This is a genomic window from Tenacibaculum holothuriorum (assembly GCF_002120225.1).
In the GTDB taxonomy this organism is placed as follows: Bacteria; Bacteroidota; Bacteroidia; order Flavobacteriales; family Flavobacteriaceae; genus Polaribacter; species Polaribacter holothuriorum.
The window spans coordinates 1-21,157 of sequence record NZ_LAPZ01000006.1 but is presented as its reverse complement, the minus strand read 5'-3'; the positions used below and the strand labels follow the sequence as shown (position 1 = coordinate 21,157).

The following is a 21,157-nucleotide window of genomic DNA, read 5'->3' as shown; positions in this document are numbered from 1 at the left end:
GAGTAATCGTAAAATCCTTCACCAGATTTAACTCCTAATTTACCCGCTGTAACCATATTTACTAATAATGGATATTGGTGCGTGCTTTGGGTTTTTAAAGCCCTTACGTATTATTAAAAAGAGCTTAATTATATTTCATTTTGAAATGTAGCCAAGGCTTTTCCGTTTTCGAACTTGTAACCGGACTTATTTAATGAATATTCAATAGCACTAATAGTAGTTACAACATCCCCTTTGTGAATAGTTCCCATGTGTCCTACACGGAAATACTTTGTTTTAATATCTGGATGTAATCCTCCTGCAACAATTACTCCGTATTCTTTCATATACTTTAAAAAATCTCCACCATTCACATCTTCTGGATAATAAACCGCAGATAATGTATTGGCTGCAATTCCATCTGAAGTAGGAATGATACTTAATCCGATAGAACTCATTGCTTTCCTAAAGGCATCTGCATATTTTTTATGAGAAGCTACACGATTTTCGATTCCTTCTTTATTAATAATTTCTAAACTTACTTCTAAAGCACGAACTAAATTTACTGCAGGTGTACCAAAGTAAGATGGTTTTCTATTTTGATAAGCTTCCATAATTGGTAACCAATATTTCCAATCAGAATAGTAACTTCTTACTTGAGTTTTTCTATTTCTCCAAGTATCCATCGCTTTTTGAGAAACTACTAAAAGGGCTAACCCTGGAGGTACTCCAACTGCTTTTTGTGAACCTGTTAACACGACATCTATTCCCCATTCTTCTTGTTTAGTTTCTTCACCAATAGTAGCACAAACTCCATCAAGAATAGATAAAGCATTGTGTTTTTGAGCCAAGGCAGCAATTGGTTGTGGATCTACAAAAACACCTGTAGAAGTATCTACATGTGTCATTGTAACGACTTTGTATTGCTTGTTCTTTAATTCGTTTTCAATATCTTCTAAAGGAACCGTTTCTCCAATTGGGGCTTGTAAAACAGTAACATTTCCACCGTAAGCTTCTAAAATATCTCTATAACGCCATCCGAAATACCCTGTAGAAATAACTAAAGCATTTTCTCCTTCTTCGACTAAATTACAAGCAGCCATGTCCATAGCTAAAGTTCCACTACCTGCAATGATAAATGGTTGCCCATTAGGTGCTAACCATAATCTTTGCATTAAGTCTAAAGCATTACCAAAAGACTCAATAAAATTGGGAGCAACATGACTTGTTGTTACTTCTCCCATCGCTCTTAATACTGCTGGTTCAAACTCAATTGGACCAGGTATCATCAATAATTTTCTACCTTTCATTTGTGTGTTTTATGCACTTAATAAATCGTTTTTCCCTTTTGTTGGTAAGTTAGAAATTCCTTCTAAACATTTATCTACTTCAAGAGCGGCTTCTCTTCCTTCGGCAATTGCCCAAACTATTAATGATTGTCCTCTACGCATATCTCCTGCTGTAAAGATGTTAGGTACATTCGTTTGATATTTACCATATTCGGCCTTATAGTTAGAACGTGCATCGCGCTCAATTCCTAACTGTTCTGCCAAACTAGATTTTGGGCCAGTAAAGCCTAAAGCTAATAATGCTAAATCGCATTCCCAAATTTTTTCAGTATTTGGTTTTTCTACAAGTTGTGGCCGTTGATTAGTAGTTGTTTTCCATTCTACTTCAACAGTTTTTAATGCTGTAAGTTCTCCTTCTTCATTCGTGATAAATTCTTTGGTGTTTATCAGCCAATTTCTGTCACAGCCTTCTTCGTGAGAAGTGCTAGTTTTTAGCTGAAGTGGCCAAAAAGGCCATGGAGTTTTTTCACTTCTTGACTGAGGTGGTTTCGGCATAATTTCGAAATTTGTAACCGATTTTGCTCCTTGTCTGTTTGCGGTACCTACACAATCAGAACCTGTATCTCCTCCTCCAATAACAATAACATGCTTATCGGTTGCCTGAATCTGCTCTTCTTCAAATTCTGAATTGTATAATACTTTTGTTTGCTGTGTTAAATAATCCATCGCTTGCTCAACGCCTTTGCTATCTATTCCTTTTATAGGTAAACTTCTGCGCTCTGTTGCTCCTCCACATAAAACAACTGCATCAAAATTATGTAAGTTTTCTACCGAGTAATTTACTCCAACATTGATATTGGTTTTAAAAACAATTCCTTCTTGCTGTAAAATAGCGACACGTCTGTCGATAACTTTTTTATCTAGTTTAAAATTTGGAATTCCGTAACGCAATAATCCTCCAATAGCATCGTCACGCTCAAAAACAGTTACATTATGACCTGCTCTATTTAATTGTTGTGCTGTAGCTAAACCTGCAGGTCCTGAGCCTATAACTGCTACAGTTTTATTAGTTCTTATTTGTGGTGGTTTTGGAACAATCCAACCTTCAGAAAAACCTTTTTCAACAATCATTTTTTCTATATTTTCAATAGAAACAGGTTGGTCTATAATTCCTAAAACACAGGCTTTTTCACATGGAGCTGGACATAATCTTCCTGTAAATTCTGGGAAATTATTGGTTGCATGTAATATTTCTAATGCTCTTTTCCATTCTCCTTTATGAACTAGATCGTTAAAATCTGGAATTAAATTACCTAATGGGCATGCACTATGACAAAACGGTATTCCGCAGTCCATGCATCGAGAACCTTGTTTTGTTGCATCATTAGATGGAACAGGAACAGTGAACTCTTCGTAATTTTTTAATCGATCTTTTATTTTTGTATTTGTTTCGTCTTGTCTTTTATGAATTTTGAAGCCTCCTAATTGTCCCATAATTATGCAGTTAATTGTTCAACGTTTGTTTTTTCTTTTTCTAATCTTGCTAGCGCTTTTTTGTAATCTTTTGGAAAGACTTTTATAAAATTCGGAGCTTCAAAGGTCCAATTATCTAATATCTTTTTTCCTAAACTACTTTCTGTATATGCTACATGATTTTCAATTAAATCTTTTAATTCTGAAAGATCTTGAGACTGTAACTCTTCAAGGTCTACCATTTCTTTATTACATAATTGATTGACGAATTCATTTTTTTTATCATACACGTAGGCAATTCCTCCACTCATACCCGCAGCAAAGTTTCGTCCAGTTTTACCAAGGATTACTACTTTTCCTCCTGTCATATACTCACAACCATGGTCTCCAACACCTTCTACAACTGTGATAACTCCTGAGTTTCTTACTGCAAATCGTTCACCAGCTATTCCGTTAATATATGCTTCACCGGCAGTTGCTCCGTAGAAACTCACATTTCCTGTAATGATGTTTTCTTCGGCATTTAAATCAGATTTTGTAGGTTTTTTAATAATGATTTTTCCTCCCGAAAGTCCTTTTCCTAAATAATCATTTGTTTCTCCTTCAACAGTTAAAGTAATTCCTTTGGTTGCAAATGCTCCAAAACTTTGACCTGCAGGCCCTTTGAAATTTAGATTTAACGTGTCTTCTGGCAATCCTTTTTCTCCATGAACCTTAGAAATTTCATTAGAAACAATGGCTCCTACTGATCTGTTAGTATTTTTAATAACATAGTTTAACGTAACAGGAATTCTATTTTGAATTGCTTCTTTTGCATCTGTACAAATCTTGATGTCTAAAACATTTTCTAACTGGTGGTCTTGCTTATCGGTATTATACAATAATTTCCCACTATTTTCTGGTTGATGTAAAATAGCGCTTAGATCGATTCCTTTAACTTTATAATGGTCGATAGCATTGTTAGGATCAATCTTATGAACCTGACCAATCATTTCATTTAGTGTTCTAAATCCTAATTTAGCCATTATTTCTCGCAACTCTTCAGCAACGAAATACATAAAGTTAATGACATGTTCTGGTGTACCTTTAAAGTTTTTTCTCAATTCTGGGTCTTGAGTTGCAATCCCCACAGGACAAGTGTTTAAGTGACAAGCACGCATCATTATACAACCCGAGGCTACTAATGGAGCAGTTGCAAAACCAAATTCTTCAGCTCCTAATAAAGCAGCGATAGCAACATCACGACCTGTTTTTAACTGTCCGTCACATTCTAAAACAACTCTGTTTCTTAAGTTATTCAATACCAAAGTTTGTTGTGCTTCTGCAATACCAAGTTCCCAAGGTAAACCTGCATGTTTTAATGAGGTTAATGGAGAAGCTCCTGTTCCTCCATCGAAACCCGAAACGAGAATTACATCTGCCTTGGCTTTGGCAACACCTGCAGCAATAGTACCCACACCAACTTTAGATACTAACTTTACATTAATACGAGCCTCTCTATTGGCATTTTTTAGGTCGTAAATTAATTGTGCTAAATCTTCAATAGAGTAAATATCGTGATGTGGTGGTGGTGAAATTAACCCCACATAAGGCGTAGAGTTTCTCACTTCGGCAATCCAAGGAAGTACTTTTTCTCCTGGTAATTGTCCTCCTTCACCAGGTTTAGCTCCTTGTGCCATTTTAATTTGTATCTCTTTGGCATTGGTTAAATAGTTACTGGTAACACCAAATCTACCTGAAGCTACTTGTTTGATGGCACTGTTTTTAGAATCGCCATTTGGCATGGTTTCGAAACGAGCAATATTTTCACCTCCTTCACCAGAGTTACTTTTACCACCAATACGATTCATGGCAAGTGCTAAGTTTTCATGTGCTTCTTGACTTATAGAGCCATACGACATAGCTCCTGTTTTAAAACGTTTTACAATCTCTGTCCAAGGTTCAACTTCATCTATAGAAATAGGATCGAGATTGTTAAATTCAAACAATCCTCTAATTGTCATCAAACGCTTGCTTTGATTGTTTACGTTTTCTGCATAAACCTTATAGCTTTTTTTACTTTTTTGTCGAACAGCTTGCTGTAATTTAGCTACCGAATTTGGATTAAACAGATGATTTTCTCCATTTCTTCTCCAACGATAATCTCCTCCGATAGGAAGTTCTAATACATTTTCAACTTCAGTTTTTGTAAATGCAGTTTTGTGTCTTTTAGTAATATCTTTTTCTAAAACATATAATCCGATACCACCAATTCTCGATGGTGTGTATGGAAAATATTTATCGGTAAATGATTTTTTAAGCCCAAGTATTTCAAAAATTTGAGAAGCTCTGTAGGAATGTAAGGTTGAAATTCCAATCTTGTTCATAATTTTTAAAATCCCTTTTCCAATGGCTTTATTGAAATTTTGAACTGCTTTTTCTGCATTAATATCTTTGATATTTCCTTCGGCTACTTCTTTTCTGATTATTTCATTTACCAAATACGGATTAATAGCACTTGCTCCGTAACCAAATAGTGTAGCAAAATGGTGTGGCTCTCTAGCTTCCGCAGTTTCTATTACAATACCGAATTGTGAACGTTTTCCTTTTTTATTTAGTGAATGATGTAAATAAGAACAGGCTAACAATGCTGGAATTGGCGCAAGTTTTTCGGTAACTCCTCTATCTGATAAAATGATAATATTTGCATTATTGTCAATCGCTTTTTCAACAATAGCCAACATATTATTTAACACCTTTTCTAATTCGTTTACTCCTTTTTCTATCTGATAAAGGATAGGAATTGAAATTGATTTAAAATCTGGGTGATTGATGTTTTTTATCTTATCTAAATCGTTATTAGATATTACCGGATTTTGTATTCTTAGCTTTTTAGCTTGCTCTGGAATAATGTCAAAAATATTTCTGTCTCCACCAATTGCTAAGCTAATGTCGGTAATAATTTCTTCTCTAATTCCGTCTAAAGGAGGATTGGTTACCTGAGCAAATAATTGTTTAAAGTAATTGTATAACAGTTGGGGTTTGTCAGATAAAACTGCTAACGGAGTATCTGTTCCCATTGACCCAATGGCTTCTTTCGCTTTAACTGCCATCGGATTGATAATTGTTGTAATATCTTCGAAAGTGTACCCAAAAGTTCTCAATCTTGTTGAATAATCTGTAGGCTCAATTGGAGTTAGATTATTTGTGTACGGAATATTTGCTAGTGGTAATGAATGTTGCTCAACCCATTCTTTATATGGATATTTTGAAACAATTTGTTGTTTAATTTCTTGATCTTCTACTATTTTACCTTCACTCATATCGACTAGAAACATTTTTCCTGGTTCTAATCTTCCATGTTTTACTACATTTTCTGGAGTAACTTCCACAACTCCCGTTTCAGAAGCCATAATTACATATCCGTCTTTTGTAACCGTATATCGAGAAGGTCTTAATCCGTTTCTATCTAATAATGCTCCGATGTAATTTCCATCTGTAAAAGGAATTGATGCAGGACCATCCCAAGGTTCCATAATACAAGAATGGAATTCGTAAAATGCTTTTTTGTCTTCAGACATGGTTGTGTCTTTTTCCCATGCTTCTGGCACCATCATCATCATTACTTCTGGTAACGAACGCCCCGTCATTAATAACAATTCTACTACCATATCCATAGAAGCAGAATCTGATTTTTCTTCTAAAACAATAGGAAATAATTCTTCTAAAGAGTCTCCAAAAAGATCACTTTTCATCAATTCTTCTCTGGCACGCATTCTACTTACATTTCCTCGTAACGTATTTATCTCTCCATTATGACACATGTAACGGAACGGTTGTGCTAAATCCCAAGAAGGAAAGGTGTTTGTTGAAAAACGCTGATGAACTAGTGCTAATCTTGTTACCACATCTGGTTGCGTTAAATCGGTATAATACCTTCCAATATCTTCTGGAATTAAAAGTCCCTTGTAAATAATAGTTGTTGTTGAAAAACTTGGGATGTAAAAAAAGTTCCGTTGCGATAGCTTTGATTTACCAACAATATGTTCTGCTATTTTTCGTGCAGCATATAATTTTGCATTGAACTGAAGATCGGTTAACTCAGTATTTTTACTAACAAACAACTGATAGATTTTAGGCTCTGATTTTGCAGCAATATTTCCTAAATTAGAAGTATCTACAGGAACTTCTCTCCATCCTAAAATTGTTACTAATTGTTTTTGTAATTCGTTTTCAAATACTTGTTTACAATAGTCAAACTGATTTTTCTTTTTAGGAAGAAAAACCATTGACACTGCATATTCTCTTTCGTTTGGTAGGTCAAATTCACATACTCTTTTAAAGTATTCGTGTGGAATATCGATTAAAATGCCTGCTCCATCTCCAGTTTTTCCATCAGCGCTTACAGCACCTCTGTGCTCTAGCTTTACTAAAATTTCAAGGGCGTTATGAATTATAGTGTGCGATTTTTTTCCATGTAAATTACATATAAAACCAGCTCCACAATTATCTCGTTCAAATTCTTTTAAATATAACCCTTGACTATCCATTTTTAATTATGTTTTTGTTAGTTAAATCTTGATAAAGTTATTTTTTATTCAATTAAAAACCAAAAACAATAAAAAAAATGTAATGAAAATAAAAATTCAATACATTTTTTTAGAAATAATTAAAAACAAGGGGGTGAAAATATCAAATTCTAATTTAAATTTTAAAATTTAATGTTCATTCATTCTAAAGTCTGAATATGAATTCATTCCATGTTCATGTAAATCTAAACCTTCTAATTCTTCTTTTTCAGATACTCGAATACCAACTGTTTTATTCATTAAAAAGAAAATAAGAAATGAGGTTAAACAACATAAGATTCCGTAGGCTAAAATTCCTATCAATTGATTTAAAAATTGATTAAAACTTGCCATCTTTCCTAAAATGCCTACTGCTAAAGTTCCCCAAACCCCGCACATTAAATGTACAGCGATGGCACCAACAGGGTCATCTAGTTGAAGCCTATCTATTAAGGCTACAGCAAGTACAATTATTATTCCTGCTATTAAACCAATTACAATTGCGTTCATAGGAGACATTACATCTGCGCCAGCGGTAATACCAACTAATCCTCCTAAAATTCCGTTTAAAAACATGGTTAAATCGTAATTTTTATAAAGTATTGTTGAAGTCAAAAAAGAAGAAATTCCTCCTGCGGCAGCCGCTAAACAGGTTGTAACTAAGGTAATTGAAGTTAATTCAGGATTTGCAGAAAGTACAGAGCCACCATTAAAACCAAACCAACCTAACCATAGTATTAAAACTCCTGCAGTTGCTAACGGAACGTTATGACCAAAAATAACTAAAGGTTTTCCTGAATTGTCGAATTTTCCAATTCTTGGGCCTAAAATCCAGACTGCTACTAGAGCTGCCCAACCACCAACTGAATGTACTAAGGTAGAACCTGCAAAGTCGTAAAATCCTAATTTATCTAAAAATCCACCGCCCCATTTCCAAGATCCAGCAATAGGATATACAAAGCCAACATATATGATAACAAATAACATAAATGGACCTAATTTTATGCGTTCTGCCACAGCACCAGAAACTATGGTGGCAGCAGTTGCAGCAAACATTCCTTGGAATAAAAAGTCTGTCCAATATGTATAGCCTTGATTATAATTTAAATCGAGAGTGCCGTTTGCTGTTAAAGGAGCTTCTAAACCAAAACCTGAGAAACCGATAAATCCATTAAAACTATCAGGGTACATTAAGTTGAATCCTACACAGAAATATAAAAGCAATCCTATGGTAATAATAAATATGTTTTTAAACAGAACATTAATTGTGTTTTTTTGACGTGTTAACCCTATTTCTAAAAAAGCAAAACCTAAATGCATAAAAAACACCAAAGCGGTACAAAGCATCATCCAAACATTATTGATTATAAAAGTATTTTCCATAGTAATTAGTTTAAAGTGTTATTTCCTTTTTCACCAGTTCTTATTCTGTAAGATTCTTTAATTTCAGAAACAAATATTTTACCGTCTCCAATTTCTCCTGTTGCAGCTGATTTTAGAATTATTTTAATTGTAATTTCTTCAAAATTGTCATTAACAACAATAGATAAGTATCTTCTTTGTATATCGCTAGTGCTGTATGAAACGCCTCTATAAACTGTGCCCGTTTTTTCATTACCTAAGCCAGTTACATCCCAATATGAGAAGAAATTTACTCCGACTTCATGTAGAGCATTTTTAACATCAAGAAATTTCGACTTTCTAATTATTGCTTCAATTTTTTTCATATAAGATTTGTTGTTTTTTTAGATGAAAGTGGTTTTAAAACACTACTTAACTTTTTTAATGAGTTGAGTTACAAATTTATATCTAAAAGAATGAGAAAAACAAATATTGAATTGGGGTGTAGTGGTTTTTTTGTATTGCAAAAATAAAAGGTGTTAAAAAAAGGAGGGTTAAAATCTTAAAATAATAAAAATAAGTGTTTTGAACCTTGTAAAAATTAGGGGTGTTCAAAATTGTTTTCAAAAAATGAATTTTCTGTAAAAATGCAGTTTTTGAAAAAAAAGTAGTTTTTTAATGTTTTGATATAGTGGTTTTTAATGTTTTTGTACCCTTTTAAAAAAGAATTAAATAGGTGTTTGTTGTATTTTTGACCTAATGAGTTATCAATTTTCTTACTTAGTTAGGTTTCAGTATTTAGGTTTTCGATTACATGGTTGGCAAAAACAACCTAATTTAAAAACGGTGCATTGGGCTTTAGACAAAACATTAAAGTTTGTTTTTAAAGGTATTCGAGTAAAAAGTATTGGTGTAGGTAGAACAGATGCTAAAGTATCTTCTACCGATTATGTTTTTCAGTTGTTTATAGATGAGGAGGTAAATGCTAAAAAATTTATTGAATCGTTTAATATAAATTCGCCTGCTGATATTCGAGTGGTTGCTATTGAAGCTATAACAAATCCTGAATTTAACATTATTCAATCTCCAAAAATAAAAGAATATCGATTTTATTTTTCACACGGAGAAAAGAATCATCCTTATTGTGCACCTTTTTTAATTGGTTATTTAGATAAGTTGGATATTGATTTAATGAAACAAGGAGCAAAACTTTTTGAAGGACACCATAATTTTATTCATTATTGTACCAAACCAACTCCTGAAACAAAGGTGAATAGATCTATTGAGGTTTGTAAAATAGTAGAGAATACTGAATTGACGGCTTCTTTTTTTCCGAAGAAAAGTTATATGCTAATTGTAAAAGGAGAAGGTTTTTTGAGAAATCAAATACGCTTAATAATGGGAGCCTTAGCAGAGTTAGGTAAAGGAAATTACGACTTAGCATATATAAAAAGAAGTATTGATGGAGATAGTGAAATAGATTTTTTAAAAACCATAGCTCCAGCTTCTGGTTTGCATTTACATAAGATTGACTTTAAATTATAAAAAAAACGCATCATTCGATGCGTTTTTTATTTATAAGTAGTTAAAAAACTATTCTTTTATAAGACTTCTAGAAATAACAATTTTTTGAATTTCTGAAGTTCCTTCATAAATCTGAGTAATTTTTGCATCACGCATTAAACGCTCTACGTGGTATTCTTTTACAAATCCGTTTCCACCGTGAATTTGAACAGCTTCAACAGTATGTTCCATCGCTACTTTACTAGCGTATAATTTAGCCATAGCACCAGTACGTGTATAATCTCTTCCAGCATCCTTATCACATGCAGCTTCCATAATTAAATGACGGGCAGCAGAAATATCAGTATACATGTCTGCTAATTTAAAAGCAATAGCTTGGTGGTTGCAAATTTCAGTTCCGAAAGCTTTACGCTCTTTAGAATATTTTAAAGCTAATTCATAAGCTCCAGAAGCAATTCCTAAAGCTTGAGCAGCAATACCAATACGACCACCAGATAAAGTTTTCATTGCAAACTTAAATCCGAATCCGTCTTCTCCAATTCTATTTTCTTTAGGAACTTTTACGTCATTAAATTGTAAGGTATGAGTATCAGAACCACGAATACCTAATTTATCTTCTTTAGGACCAATGTGGAAACCTTCCATTCCTTTTTCAACAATAAAAGCATTGATACCTCTATGTCCTTTACTTCTATCAGTTTGAGCAATTACTAAATATACTCCAGCACGTCCACCGTTAGTAATCCAGTTTTTTGTTCCGTTTAATAAATAGTAATCTCCCTTGTCTTCTGCTGTTGTAGCTTGAGATGTAGCATCTGAACCTGCTTCTGGTTCACTTAAACAAAAAGCACCTATTTCTTCACCAGTAGCTAATTTAGTTAAGTATTTTTGCTTTTGCTCTTCAGTTCCGTAAGCTTCTAAACCGTAACAAACTAATGAGTTGTTTACAGAAACCATTACAGAGGCAGAAGCATCTATTTTAGATAACTCTTCCATAATTAACACGTAAGAAATAGTGTCCATTCCACTTCCTCCGTATTTAGGATCTACCATAACTCCCATAAAACCAAGTTCTCCCATTTTTCGAACTAATTCATTAGGGAATTCTTGTTTTTCATCTCTTTCAATAACTCCAGGTAATAATTCGTTTTGAGCAAAATCACGAGCTGCGTCACGAATCATTAAATGCTCTTCGGTAAGATTAAAATCCATTATCTATTAAATATTTTGTTAAATTCGTAAAAAATGTGCTCAAAGATACTTCTTTAGTATCAGATATTCAAAAGACTTTTATGCAAGATAAATTTAGCTATTCTATAGGTTTAATGTCGGGAACTTCACTCGATGGAATAGATTTGGTGTATGTAAAATTCAATAAAGAAAAATATGAAGATTTTCAAATTGTAAAAGCTGAAACTGTTTCGTATTCAAATGAATGGCAAGGTAGATTAAAAGAAGCGATTAATTGGTCTAATGAAGAGCTAAAGAAATTAGATGTTTCTTATGGGAAATTATTAGGTGAAACTCTTAATAGGTTTATTGAAAAGAACAATATCAATAAAATAGATTTTATAGCTTCTCATGGGCATACAGTTTTACATCAGCCTAATAAAGGAATTACACTACAAGTTGGTAATGGTCAAGAAATAGCGAACATTACCAAGTGTAAAATAGTTTGTGATTTTAGAACACAAGATGTTGCTTTAGGAGGTCAGGGAGCGCCTTTGGTTCCGATAGGAGATGAATTGCTTTTTTCAGAGTATGAGTACTGCATTAATTTAGGAGGTTTTGCAAATGTCTCTTATAAAGAAAATAATAAAAGAAAAGCGTTTGATATTTGTCCTGTAAATATTGTAATGAATCATTATTGTAGAAAAATAGGAAAGGAATATGATAAAAATGGTGAATTAGCTGCAGCTGGAATAGTAAATAAAGAATTATTGAATGTGCTCAATGAATTAGATTTTTATAAGAAAAAAGCACCAAAATCGTTAGGATTAGAATGGGTGAAAAAAGTTGTGTTTCCTCTAATAGATAAATATGAATTGGAGATTCCAGATGTATTGGCTACTGTAGTGGAGCATACTTCTTATCAAATTTCAAAAGTAATTTTAAAAGAAGGAAAGCTACTTTTTACAGGAGGTGGAGCTTATAATTCATATTTAATGAATAGAATAAAGTATTATTTGAATAGAGAGATTATTTTACAAAATAATGAACTTATAGATTATAAAGAAGCATTGATTTTTGCTTTTTTGGGATTGTTACGTATTGAAAATCAGGTGAATTGTTTGAAGTCAGTTACAGGAGCAAAAAGAAATCATAGTTCAGGAATGATTTTTTATCCAAAGAAAAATTAATTCTTATATGTTAAAATTAACAAAAACCAAGGAAACTTTTTTAGTATTTAAAGTTTCCTTTTTATTTTAGCCGAGTTTTTGTGTGTTGTTAAATTTATTACGTGCATAATATATATATTTATGGTAAGTTTGTAAATCACAACTAAATACTAAAACTACAGTAAAATGAATCAGCTTTAGCTTCCCCGCTGGGGATAAATTGTCAGACAACTCGAAGTATGAAAAAGAAAACAATTAAAGTTGAACTCATCTATAAAATTTAAAATGAAAGATTTATTAAAAAAATACGAAGAAAAGCAGCCAGAAATAGTTTTTAATTGGAAAGACCCAGAAACTGAAGCTGAAGGTTGGACGGTTATAAACTCTTTAAGAGGAGGTGCTGCCGGAGGAGGAACTCGTATGCGTAAAGGATTAGATAAATACGAAGTAATGTCGCTTGCAAAAACTATGGAAGTGAAGTTCACGGTGTCTGGTCCAGCGATTGGAGGAGCAAAGTCGGGTATTAATTTTGACCCGCACGATCCTCGTAAAAAAGGAGTGTTAGAGCGTTGGTATAAAGCGGTTGCTCCATTGTTGAAAAACTATTACGGTACAGGAGGAGATTTAAATGTAGATGAAATTCATGAAGTAATTCCAATTACAGAAGATAGTGGAGTATGGCATCCGCAAGAAGGAGTTTTTAACGGACATTTTAAACCAACCGAAGCTGATAAAATTAATAGAATTGGTCAGTTACGTCACGGAGTAATTAAGGTGTTAGAAGATGAGAATTTATCACCTAGTGTTACTAGAAAATATACGGTAGCCGATATGATTACAGGTTACGGGGTGGCAGAAGCTGTAAAACATTATTATGATATTTATGGTGGAAGCGTAGTTGGTAAAAGAGCTATTGTTCAAGGTTTTGGAAATGTAGGTTCTGCAGCAGCATATTATTTAGCGCAAATGGGAGCTAAAGTTGTTGGAATTATAGATAGAGAAGGTGGAGTGATTAATGAAGAAGGATTTTCTTTTGAGGAAATCAAAGAAATGTTTTTAGACAAAGACGGTAATACGTTGGTTGCTAAAAACATGATTCCTTTTGAAGAAATGAATACTCGCATTTGGAATTTACCTTGCGAAATTTTTGCGCCATGTGCAGCTTCAAGATTAGTACAGCAAGATCAAATTAATAAAATGATTAATACTGGTTTAGAAGTAATTTCATGTGGAGCGAATGTTCCGTTTGCTGATAAAGAAATTTTCTTCGGACCAATTATGGAAGATACTGATAAGAAAGTTAGTTTAATTCCTGATTTTATTTCTAACTGTGGAATGGCTCGTGTTTTTGCTTACTTTATGGAGCGAAGAGTAGAAATGAGTGACGAAGCTATTTTTGAAGATACATCAAATACAATAAAAAAAGCACTACAAAGAACTTTTGCTAAGAGTGCTTCAAAAACAAGAATTAGTGAAACTGCGTTTGAAATAGCGCTTAAAGAATTGATATAATAAACTATGGAGTCTGCAATTATTTTGATTTTCGTGCTAGGTTATCTAGCAATTACTTTAGAACATAATTTAAAATTAGATAAACTTATACCAGCGTTAGGTATGATGGCCTTATGTTGGGCATTGGTAGCGTTGGGAGTTGATAGTTTTTCTCAATGGTTTGATTCTGGAAAGCATTCATTATTAACGGATGCTTATACAGCTATGAATCATGATGGGAAAATGCATCTAATGGAAGAAACATTATTACATCATTTAGGTAAAACCTGTGAGATTTTAGTGTTTTTATTAGGAGCAATGACTATTGTAGAGATTATCGATTATTTCGATGGTTTTTCTACTATTAAAGGTTATGTTAAAACAAAGAGTAAGAAAAAAATACTTTGGTTATTTGCAATTTTAGCATTTTTCTTATCAGCAATTATTGATAACTTAACTGCTACCATTGTATTAATTTCTATTTTACAGAAAATTGTTAAAACTAGAGAAGATCGTATTTGGTTTGCAGGTTTAATTATTATTGCGGCAAATGCAGGTGGAGCTTGGTCTCCAATTGGAGATGTAACTACAACTATGTTATGGATTGGTAAAAAAGTAACTACACCAATGTTATTTATCTACTTATTTATTCCATCGGTAATATGTATGGCATTACCAACATTTATAGCTTCTTTCTTGCCAGCATTCAAAGGTGAAATTGAATCAGATTCAAATGAAAATGAGAATAAAAAAACGAATCCTCATAGTGCAACGATGTTATACTTAGGTTTAGGAGCTATTGTTTTTGTACCTATATTTAAAACAGTAACACATTTACCTCCATATGTTGGTATGATGTTATCATTAGCAGTTGTAGCTACGTTTGCTGAAATATATAGTAGAACAAAGTTCTCTTTAACAAGTATGGAAGGTAGTGAAGAAGATGCTGAACACGATGCACACGCACATCATAGTCCAGTACATCATTCATTATCTAAGATTGAAATGCCAAGTATCTTATTTTTCTTAGGTATTTTAATGGCAGTTGCTGCGTTAGAATCTTTAGGTATCTTATTTGGTTTTGCTCAATCATTAAAAGAGAATATTCCATTAATGGGAACTGAATTAGCTGGAACAAAAGTATCTGACTTAGTAGTAATGTTATTAGGGGTTGGTTCAGCAGTTATTGATAATGTACCGTTAGTAGCAGCATCTTTAGGAATGTTCTCTGAGGGTATTGATAACGAACTTTGGCATTTTATTGCATTCGCAGCAGGTACAGGAGGGTCGATGTTAATTATTGGTTCTGCGGCTGGTGTTGTAGCAATGGGTATGGAAAAGATAGATTTCTTCTGGTATTTAAAGAAAATATCTTGGTTGGCTCTAGTAGGGTTTGTTGCTGGTTCGTTAGCTTTTATGGTAATGAGAACTTTCGTATAAACAAAAGAGTAAAAAGAATATATAATAAAGTCTTCCTTAATCATTGTTATTGAGGAAGACTTTTTTATACTTGTAAAAGAAAACAATTTTCAAAAAAATAAGTCGTTACAATACAAATACAATACTATTAATATGTTAGCATTTTTTCAAGAAAATAAAGAGTTGTTAGAAGAAGCTGCGTCTCAAGAAAAAACTTTGTCGATCTATAAGTTAATTATGGATGGTGGTTTAGGAGGGCAAATAATTATAGCAATTTTATTTGTGTTGTTAGCAGTGGCTCTTTATATCTATTTTGAGCGATTTTTTGCTATTAAAGCAGCATCAAAAGTTGATAAAAACTTTATGAATCAAATAAGAGATTTGGTTCTTGATGGGAAATTAGACGCAGCAAAAGCGTTGTGTGAAAATGCTTCAACACCTACTGCTCGATTAATAGAAAAAGGAGTGTCTCGTATTGGGAAGCCTTTAGAAGATATAAATACGGCTATTGAAAATGCAGGAAAATTAGAAGTGTATAAATTAGAAAGAAATGTTTCGGTGTTAGCAACAATTGCTGGTGCTGCACCTATGATTGGTTTCTTAGGAACTGTAATTGGTATGATTGTAGCAATACATGAAATAGCAAACTCAGGAGGGCAGATAGATATTAAAATGTTATCTGATGGTTTGTATACGGCAATGACAACTACTGTAGCAGGTTTAATTGTAGGAATTATAGCTTACATTACATATAATCATCTGGTAGTAAGAACAGATAAAGTTGTGTATCAAATGGAAGCGAAGTCTGTTGAGTTTTTAGATTTATTAAATGAACCAGTATAATGAACTTAAGAGGTAGAAATAAGGTAAATCCAAACTTTAATATGTCGTCAATGACCGACATTGTTTTCTTATTGTTAATATTTTTTATGTTAACATCCACTTTAGTTACTGTAAGTGCTATTGATGTAATTTTACCAAAAGCAAGTGGTAAAACAGAAAATAAGACTTCAGTTGCTGTAACAATTACCAACAATTCTTCTTTTTATATTGATAAAACAAAAGTGAAGGCTACTAGTTTGGAACGAGAATTGTTGAGAAAAGTAGGAAGTGATAAAAAGAAAACTGTAGTAATTAGAGGAGATCAAAATGTGCCTTATAAAAATATTATGAAGGTAATTGATATCGCAAATAAAAATAAATTAAAAATGATTCTTGCTGTAAAAGGTAAGTGATTGTCATTCTGAATTTGTTTAAGAATCTCATAAAAATGAAAGTCTTAGATACTAAACATAAACGTAAATCTGCTGTGTTAACAATGATAATTTTATTGTTGTTGTTGTACGGTGTTTTTAACTTCGGAATGAGATATTTAGATCCACCCGAAGAGTATGGACTTGCCATTAATTTTGGTAATTCTGATGTAGGTCGAGGAGAGCCAGTTGAAAATGTAAAGCAAGCTGAAGCTAAGTCGCAAGAACAAGAGGAGCAAGAAGAGACCGAAGAGGAACAAGAACAAAATAATGAAGAGGTTCCTTCTGAAACAATAAAAGAAGATATTGCTACAGATGAAACTTCTAAAGATGTTCCTGTGGTTGAAAAGACTAAGGAAGAAAAAAAAGAAACTGTAAAAAAAGAAGAAAAGAAAAAAGAGAAGCCTAAACCAAAGCCAAAACCATCAAAAGCAACTACCGACGCTTTAAATAGTTTGTTAAACGGAAATTCAAAAGATGGAGCTTCACAAGGAGAAGGAGATGATAATAAAGACGGAGTAAAAGGTAAAGAAACTGGTGATGCGAGTTCATCAAAGTATTATGGTAATGGAGGAAGTGGTTCTGGTGGAAACTATAATTTAGCAGGAAGAAAAGCATTGTCTAAACCTATTCAAAAACCAAATTGCCAAGAAGAAGGAGTGGTTGTGGTTAGGATAGAAGTTGATAAAAATGGTAAGGTTATAAAAGCGATTCCAGGAGTAAAAGGAACTACAAATTCAGCTCCGTGTTTATTAGAACCAGCAAAACAAGCAGCTCTAAAAACAAAATGGAATGCTGATGATAAAGCACCTTCAAAACAAAAAGGAACGATTATTTATAAATTTTCGCTTTCTAAATAAAAGACTTTACCTTTGATTAAAGTTTAATCCCCGATTTTTTATTAATCAAACAGTTGATAAAAGTTACTAAGTGAAAAATTTTGCATTAATAGGAGCTGCAGGTTATATAGCTCCTCGACATTTAAGAGCAATCAAAGAAACAAATAATGTATTAGTTGCTGCTTTAGATAAAAATGATAGTGTTGGTATAATGGATAGTTATTTTCCTAATGCCGATTTTTTTGTTGAATTTGAACGTTTTGATCGTCATATTGAAAAATTAAAAAGACAGCAAAACATTCAATTAGATTATGTGAGTATTTGCACACCTAACTATTTACACGATTCACATATTCGAATGGCTTTACGAAGAGGTGCAGATGCTATTTGTGAAAAACCATTAGTTTTAAATCCATGGAATGTAGACGCTTTAGAAGCAATAGAGCAAGAATCAGGTAATAAGATTAATACAATTCTTCAATTAAGATTACATCCTAGTATAATTAAGTTGAAGCAGAAGATAGAGTCTGAAAAGAGAGATGAAAAATATGAGGTTGATTTAACATATTTAACATCAAGAGGAAATTGGTATCATGTTTCTTGGAAAGGGGATGAAAGTAAATCAGGAGGAATTACTACAAATATCGGGATTCATTTTTACGATATGCTATCTTGGATTTTTGGAGATGTTCAAGAAAATATAGTTCACTTACGAGAAAAAGATAAAGCTTCGGGGTATTTGGAATTTGAAAAAGCCAGAGTAAGATGGTTTTTATCTGTTGACGAAGAAATGCTTCCGAAAGAAATTAAAGAAGTTGGTCAAAGAACTTTTCGTTCAATTATAGTTGATAGAGAAGAAGTTGAGTTTAGTGGAGGGTTTACAGATTTACATACATTAAGCTATCAAGAAATTTTAAAAGGTAATGGCTTTGGATTGAATGATGCTAGACAGTCAATAGAAATTGTTCATAATATTCGAAACAAAGAAATTAGTAATTTAGGAGAAACTCATCCTTTCTTGATTAAAACAAGAAAGTAAAAAAGTAATATGAAAATAACTGTAGTTGGTTCAGGGTATGTTGGTTTGGTGACAGGAGCTTGTTTTGCAGAAATGGGAAACAGTGTGACTTGTGTTGATATAAATGAAAATAGAATAAATGATCTTAAAAAAGGTATTGTTCCTATTCATGAACCAGGTTTAGAAAAGTTGATTTCTAATAATGTAGCTAATAAAAATCTATGGTTTACTTCTTCGTTAGCTGAAGCACTTCATAAAACAGAAATTGTTTTTATTGCTGTAGGAACCCCTATGAATGAAGATGGTTCTGCTGATTTAAAGCACGTGCTTGAAGTAGCAAAGAATTTAGGAAAGAGTTTAAACCATAACGTATTAGTGATAAATAAATCTACGGTTCCAGTTGGTACTGCAGATAAAGTAAAAGAAACTATTCAAGCAGAATTAGATAAAAGAAATATTTCTGTTGATTTTGAAGTTGTTTCTAATCCAGAGTTTTTAAAGGAAGGAGTTGCAATAAACGACTTTATGAAACCAGATAGGATAGTTATTGGTTCTAATAGTGAAGAAGCTATTAAAAAAATGAAGCAGTTGTATAGTCCTTTTTTTAGAACCCATGATCGTTTTATAACTATGGATATTAGATCTGCTGAAATGACGAAATACGCTGCAAATGCAATGTTGGCAACAAAGATTTCTTTTATGAATGAAATGGCTAATATCTGCGAAAGAGTAGGGGCAGATGCAAATCAAGTTAGGTTAGGTGTCGGTTCAGACTCTAGGATTGGATATAGTTTTATTTATCCAGGAGTAGGATATGGCGGTGCGTGTTTTCCTAAAGATATAAGAGCATTAAAAAGCATAGCTAAAGATTACGGTTATAATGCAGAATTAATCACTTCAGTTGAAAATGTGAATAATAGGCAAAAAACAGTACTAGTAGATAAAGTAATTAAGAAGTTTGGAGAGGATTTAAACGGATTAACGTTTGGAGTTTGGGGATTGTCTTTTAAACCTGGAACTGATGATATGCGAGAAGCACCTTCAATATATTTAATAAAAGAATTGGTAAAAAGAGGAGCGAAGGTGAAAGCATATGATCCTGAGGCGATGGAAAATGCTAAAAACTTTTATTTGCAAGATGTTGAGGTAATCTATGAAGAATCAAAATATGAAGTCTTAAAAAAAGCGGATGCTTTAATTTTGATGACTGAATGGAAAGAATTTCGTTCACCAGATTTTGATGAGATTAAAAAACTGTTAAATACTCCTGTGATCTTCGATGGAAGAAATCAATATCACGCATTTAATATAGAAGAAAAAGGATTTGAATATTTTCAAATAGGAAAATAAAACATCAAATTTCACAATGACTTACCAAGAAACATTAGATTGGATGTTTGCTCAGTTGCCCATGTACCAACGTCAAGGTAAAACAGCATTTAAAAAAGATTTAATCAATACAATTGCGTTAGCAAAACATTTAGGAAATCCAGAAAAGAAGTTTAAATCAGTTCATGTTGGCGGAACCAATGGAAAAGGTTCTACGAGCCATATGTTAGCTTCTATATTGCAAGAGGCTGGTTATAAAGTAGGGCTATATACTTCGCCACATTTAAAAAACTTTACGGAACGAATTAGAATTAACGGAGAAGAGATTGATGAAAAACATGTAGTAAAGTTTATATCGGCTAATAAGGAGTTTTTAGAAAAACAAAAACTATCTTTTTTTGAAATGACCGTAGGAATGGCTTTTGACTATTTCGCTAAAGAAAAAGTTGATATTGCTATTATAGAAGTTGGATTGGGAGGAAGGTTAGATTCTACTAATATCATCAATCCTGAAGTTTCAGTAATTACAAATATAGGATTAGATCATACGCAGTTTTTAGGAGAAACTTTACCTGAAATAGCTTTTGAAAAAGCAGGAATAATAAAAAAAGGTGTTCCAGTTGTAATTGGCGAGAAACAAGAAGAGGTGAAAAATGTGTTCTTAAAAAAAGCTAAAGAGTGTGGTACTGAAATTATGTTTGCTTCAAATTTTAAAGTTGATTATAAAACCGATTTGTTAGGAAGTTATCAAATGAAGAATATAGCCACAGCTGTCTCAGCTATAAAAAGGCTGAGAAATTTTACTGTTTCAAAAGTTGATATTGAGAGCGGACTGTTAAATGTTGTAAAAAATACCAATCTAAAAGGACGTTGGCAGGTGCTTAAACAAAATCCTAAAGTTATTTGTGATACGGCACATAATAAAGAAGGATTAAAATATACTTTAGAGCAGTTACAAAAAGAAAATTATAAGAATTTGCATATAGTTTTAGGGGTAGTTTCTGATAAGAAATTAGAAGAAATTCTTCCGTTGTTTCCAAAAAAAGCTACTTATTATTTTTGCAAACCCAATATCCCAAGAGGAATGGAGGTAGAGAAGTTGAAAAAAATATGTGAAACGCATCATTTGAAAGGGGATAGTTTCTCTTCTGTTAAAGAAGCGTATATCAGTTCTTTAGAGGGAGGTTTAGAGGGGGATATAGTCTATGTAGGGGGAAGTACATTTGTAGTAGCTGAAGTTTTATAGAAAAAAAGTGAAAAATTTCATTGCAGATATCTAAAAGAGTTATATATTTGCACCCGCAATAAACAATTAA

The 21,157-nt window shown here is 32.7% G+C and carries 16 protein-coding genes and 1 pseudogene; 10 read left to right on the top strand and 7 right to left on the bottom strand.

The window, feature by feature from the left end:
* The 6 genes and pseudogenes from WH52_RS14795 to WH52_RS09175 all read right to left on the bottom strand — a co-directional run.
* Positions 1-105, bottom strand: a pseudogene (locus tag WH52_RS14795) (3-hydroxyacyl-CoA dehydrogenase family protein); the annotation flags it as partial.
* Positions 106-128: 23 nt separating this feature from the next.
* Positions 129-1,289 (bottom strand): pyridoxal-phosphate-dependent aminotransferase family protein, encoded by a 1,161-nt coding sequence (locus WH52_RS09195; protein WP_086030661.1) that lies wholly within the window; start codon positions 1,287-1,289, stop codon positions 129-131.
* A gap of 9 nt (positions 1,290-1,298) precedes the next feature.
* A complete protein-coding gene (locus tag WH52_RS09190) occupies positions 1,299-2,762 on the bottom strand; it encodes a glutamate synthase subunit beta (RefSeq protein WP_086030660.1) in 1,464 nt (487 codons plus the stop codon).
* Positions 2,763-2,764: 2 nt separating this feature from the next.
* Positions 2,765-7,270, bottom strand: a complete 4,506-nt coding sequence (gene gltB / locus WH52_RS09185; protein ID WP_086030659.1) for a glutamate synthase large subunit — start codon at positions 7,268-7,270, stop codon at positions 2,765-2,767.
* 168 nt (positions 7,271-7,438) lie between these two features.
* Positions 7,439-8,671 (bottom strand): ammonium transporter, encoded by a 1,233-nt coding sequence (locus WH52_RS09180; protein WP_086030658.1) that lies wholly within the window; start codon positions 8,669-8,671, stop codon positions 7,439-7,441.
* A 5-nt stretch (positions 8,672-8,676) separates the two neighbouring features.
* The gene (locus WH52_RS09175) at positions 8,677-9,015 is read right to left on the bottom strand and encodes a P-II family nitrogen regulator (protein WP_086030657.1); all 339 of its coding nucleotides are present in this window, start codon (positions 9,013-9,015) and stop codon (positions 8,677-8,679) included.
* A gap of 373 nt (positions 9,016-9,388) precedes the next feature.
* Between WH52_RS09175 and WH52_RS09170 the strand changes: the two genes are divergently transcribed.
* Complete coding sequence (locus tag WH52_RS09170; RefSeq protein WP_086030656.1) at positions 9,389-10,174, top strand: tRNA pseudouridine synthase A; 786 nt, start codon at positions 9,389-9,391, stop codon at positions 10,172-10,174.
* Positions 10,175-10,222: 48 nt separating this feature from the next.
* Here the strand turns inward: WH52_RS09170 and WH52_RS09165 are convergent, their stop codons facing one another.
* Positions 10,223-11,365 (bottom strand): acyl-CoA dehydrogenase, encoded by a 1,143-nt coding sequence (locus WH52_RS09165; protein ID WP_086030655.1) that lies wholly within the window; start codon positions 11,363-11,365, stop codon positions 10,223-10,225.
* Between the two features lie 35 nt (positions 11,366-11,400).
* Here WH52_RS09165 and WH52_RS09160 point away from each other — a divergent pair, with 35 nt between their 5' ends.
* The 9 genes from WH52_RS09160 (at position 11,401) to WH52_RS09120 (ending at position 21,087) form a co-directional block, all read left to right on the top strand.
* Complete coding sequence (locus WH52_RS09160; RefSeq protein ID WP_317041844.1) at positions 11,401-12,513, top strand: anhydro-N-acetylmuramic acid kinase; 1,113 nt, start codon at positions 11,401-11,403, stop codon at positions 12,511-12,513.
* Positions 12,514-12,777: 264 nt separating this feature from the next.
* Positions 12,778-14,004 (top strand): Glu/Leu/Phe/Val dehydrogenase dimerization domain-containing protein, encoded by a 1,227-nt coding sequence (locus WH52_RS09155; protein WP_086030654.1) that lies wholly within the window; start codon positions 12,778-12,780, stop codon positions 14,002-14,004.
* Between the two features lie 6 nt (positions 14,005-14,010).
* Complete coding sequence (nhaD, locus tag WH52_RS09150) at positions 14,011-15,423, top strand: sodium:proton antiporter NhaD (protein ID WP_086030653.1); 1,413 nt, start codon at positions 14,011-14,013, stop codon at positions 15,421-15,423.
* A gap of 132 nt (positions 15,424-15,555) precedes the next feature.
* On the top strand, positions 15,556-16,245 hold the full coding sequence (locus WH52_RS09145) for a MotA/TolQ/ExbB proton channel family protein (protein WP_086030652.1): 690 nt from the start codon (positions 15,556-15,558) through the stop codon (positions 16,243-16,245).
* Positions 16,245-16,637 (top strand): ExbD/TolR family protein, encoded by a 393-nt coding sequence (locus tag WH52_RS09140; RefSeq protein WP_086030651.1) that lies wholly within the window; start codon positions 16,245-16,247, stop codon positions 16,635-16,637. Before WH52_RS09145 ends, WH52_RS09140 begins: the two co-directional genes overlap by 1 nt.
* Positions 16,638-16,672: 35 nt before the next feature.
* Positions 16,673-17,515: an energy transducer TonB gene (locus WH52_RS09135; protein WP_086030650.1), complete on the top strand. Its 843-nt coding sequence runs from the start codon at positions 16,673-16,675 to the stop codon at positions 17,513-17,515.
* Between the two features lie 70 nt (positions 17,516-17,585).
* Positions 17,586-18,533: a Gfo/Idh/MocA family oxidoreductase gene (locus WH52_RS09130; RefSeq protein ID WP_086030649.1), complete on the top strand. Its 948-nt coding sequence runs from the start codon at positions 17,586-17,588 to the stop codon at positions 18,531-18,533.
* A gap of 9 nt (positions 18,534-18,542) precedes the next feature.
* Positions 18,543-19,862 carry a UDP-glucose dehydrogenase family protein gene (locus WH52_RS09125; protein WP_086030648.1) on the top strand — a complete coding sequence of 440 codons (1,320 nt, stop codon included), beginning with the start codon at positions 18,543-18,545 and terminating at the stop codon, positions 19,860-19,862.
* A gap of 16 nt (positions 19,863-19,878) precedes the next feature.
* Positions 19,879-21,087, top strand: a complete 1,209-nt coding sequence (locus WH52_RS09120) for a bifunctional folylpolyglutamate synthase/dihydrofolate synthase (RefSeq protein ID WP_086030647.1) — start codon at positions 19,879-19,881, stop codon at positions 21,085-21,087.
* Positions 21,088-21,157 lie beyond the last annotated feature (70 nt).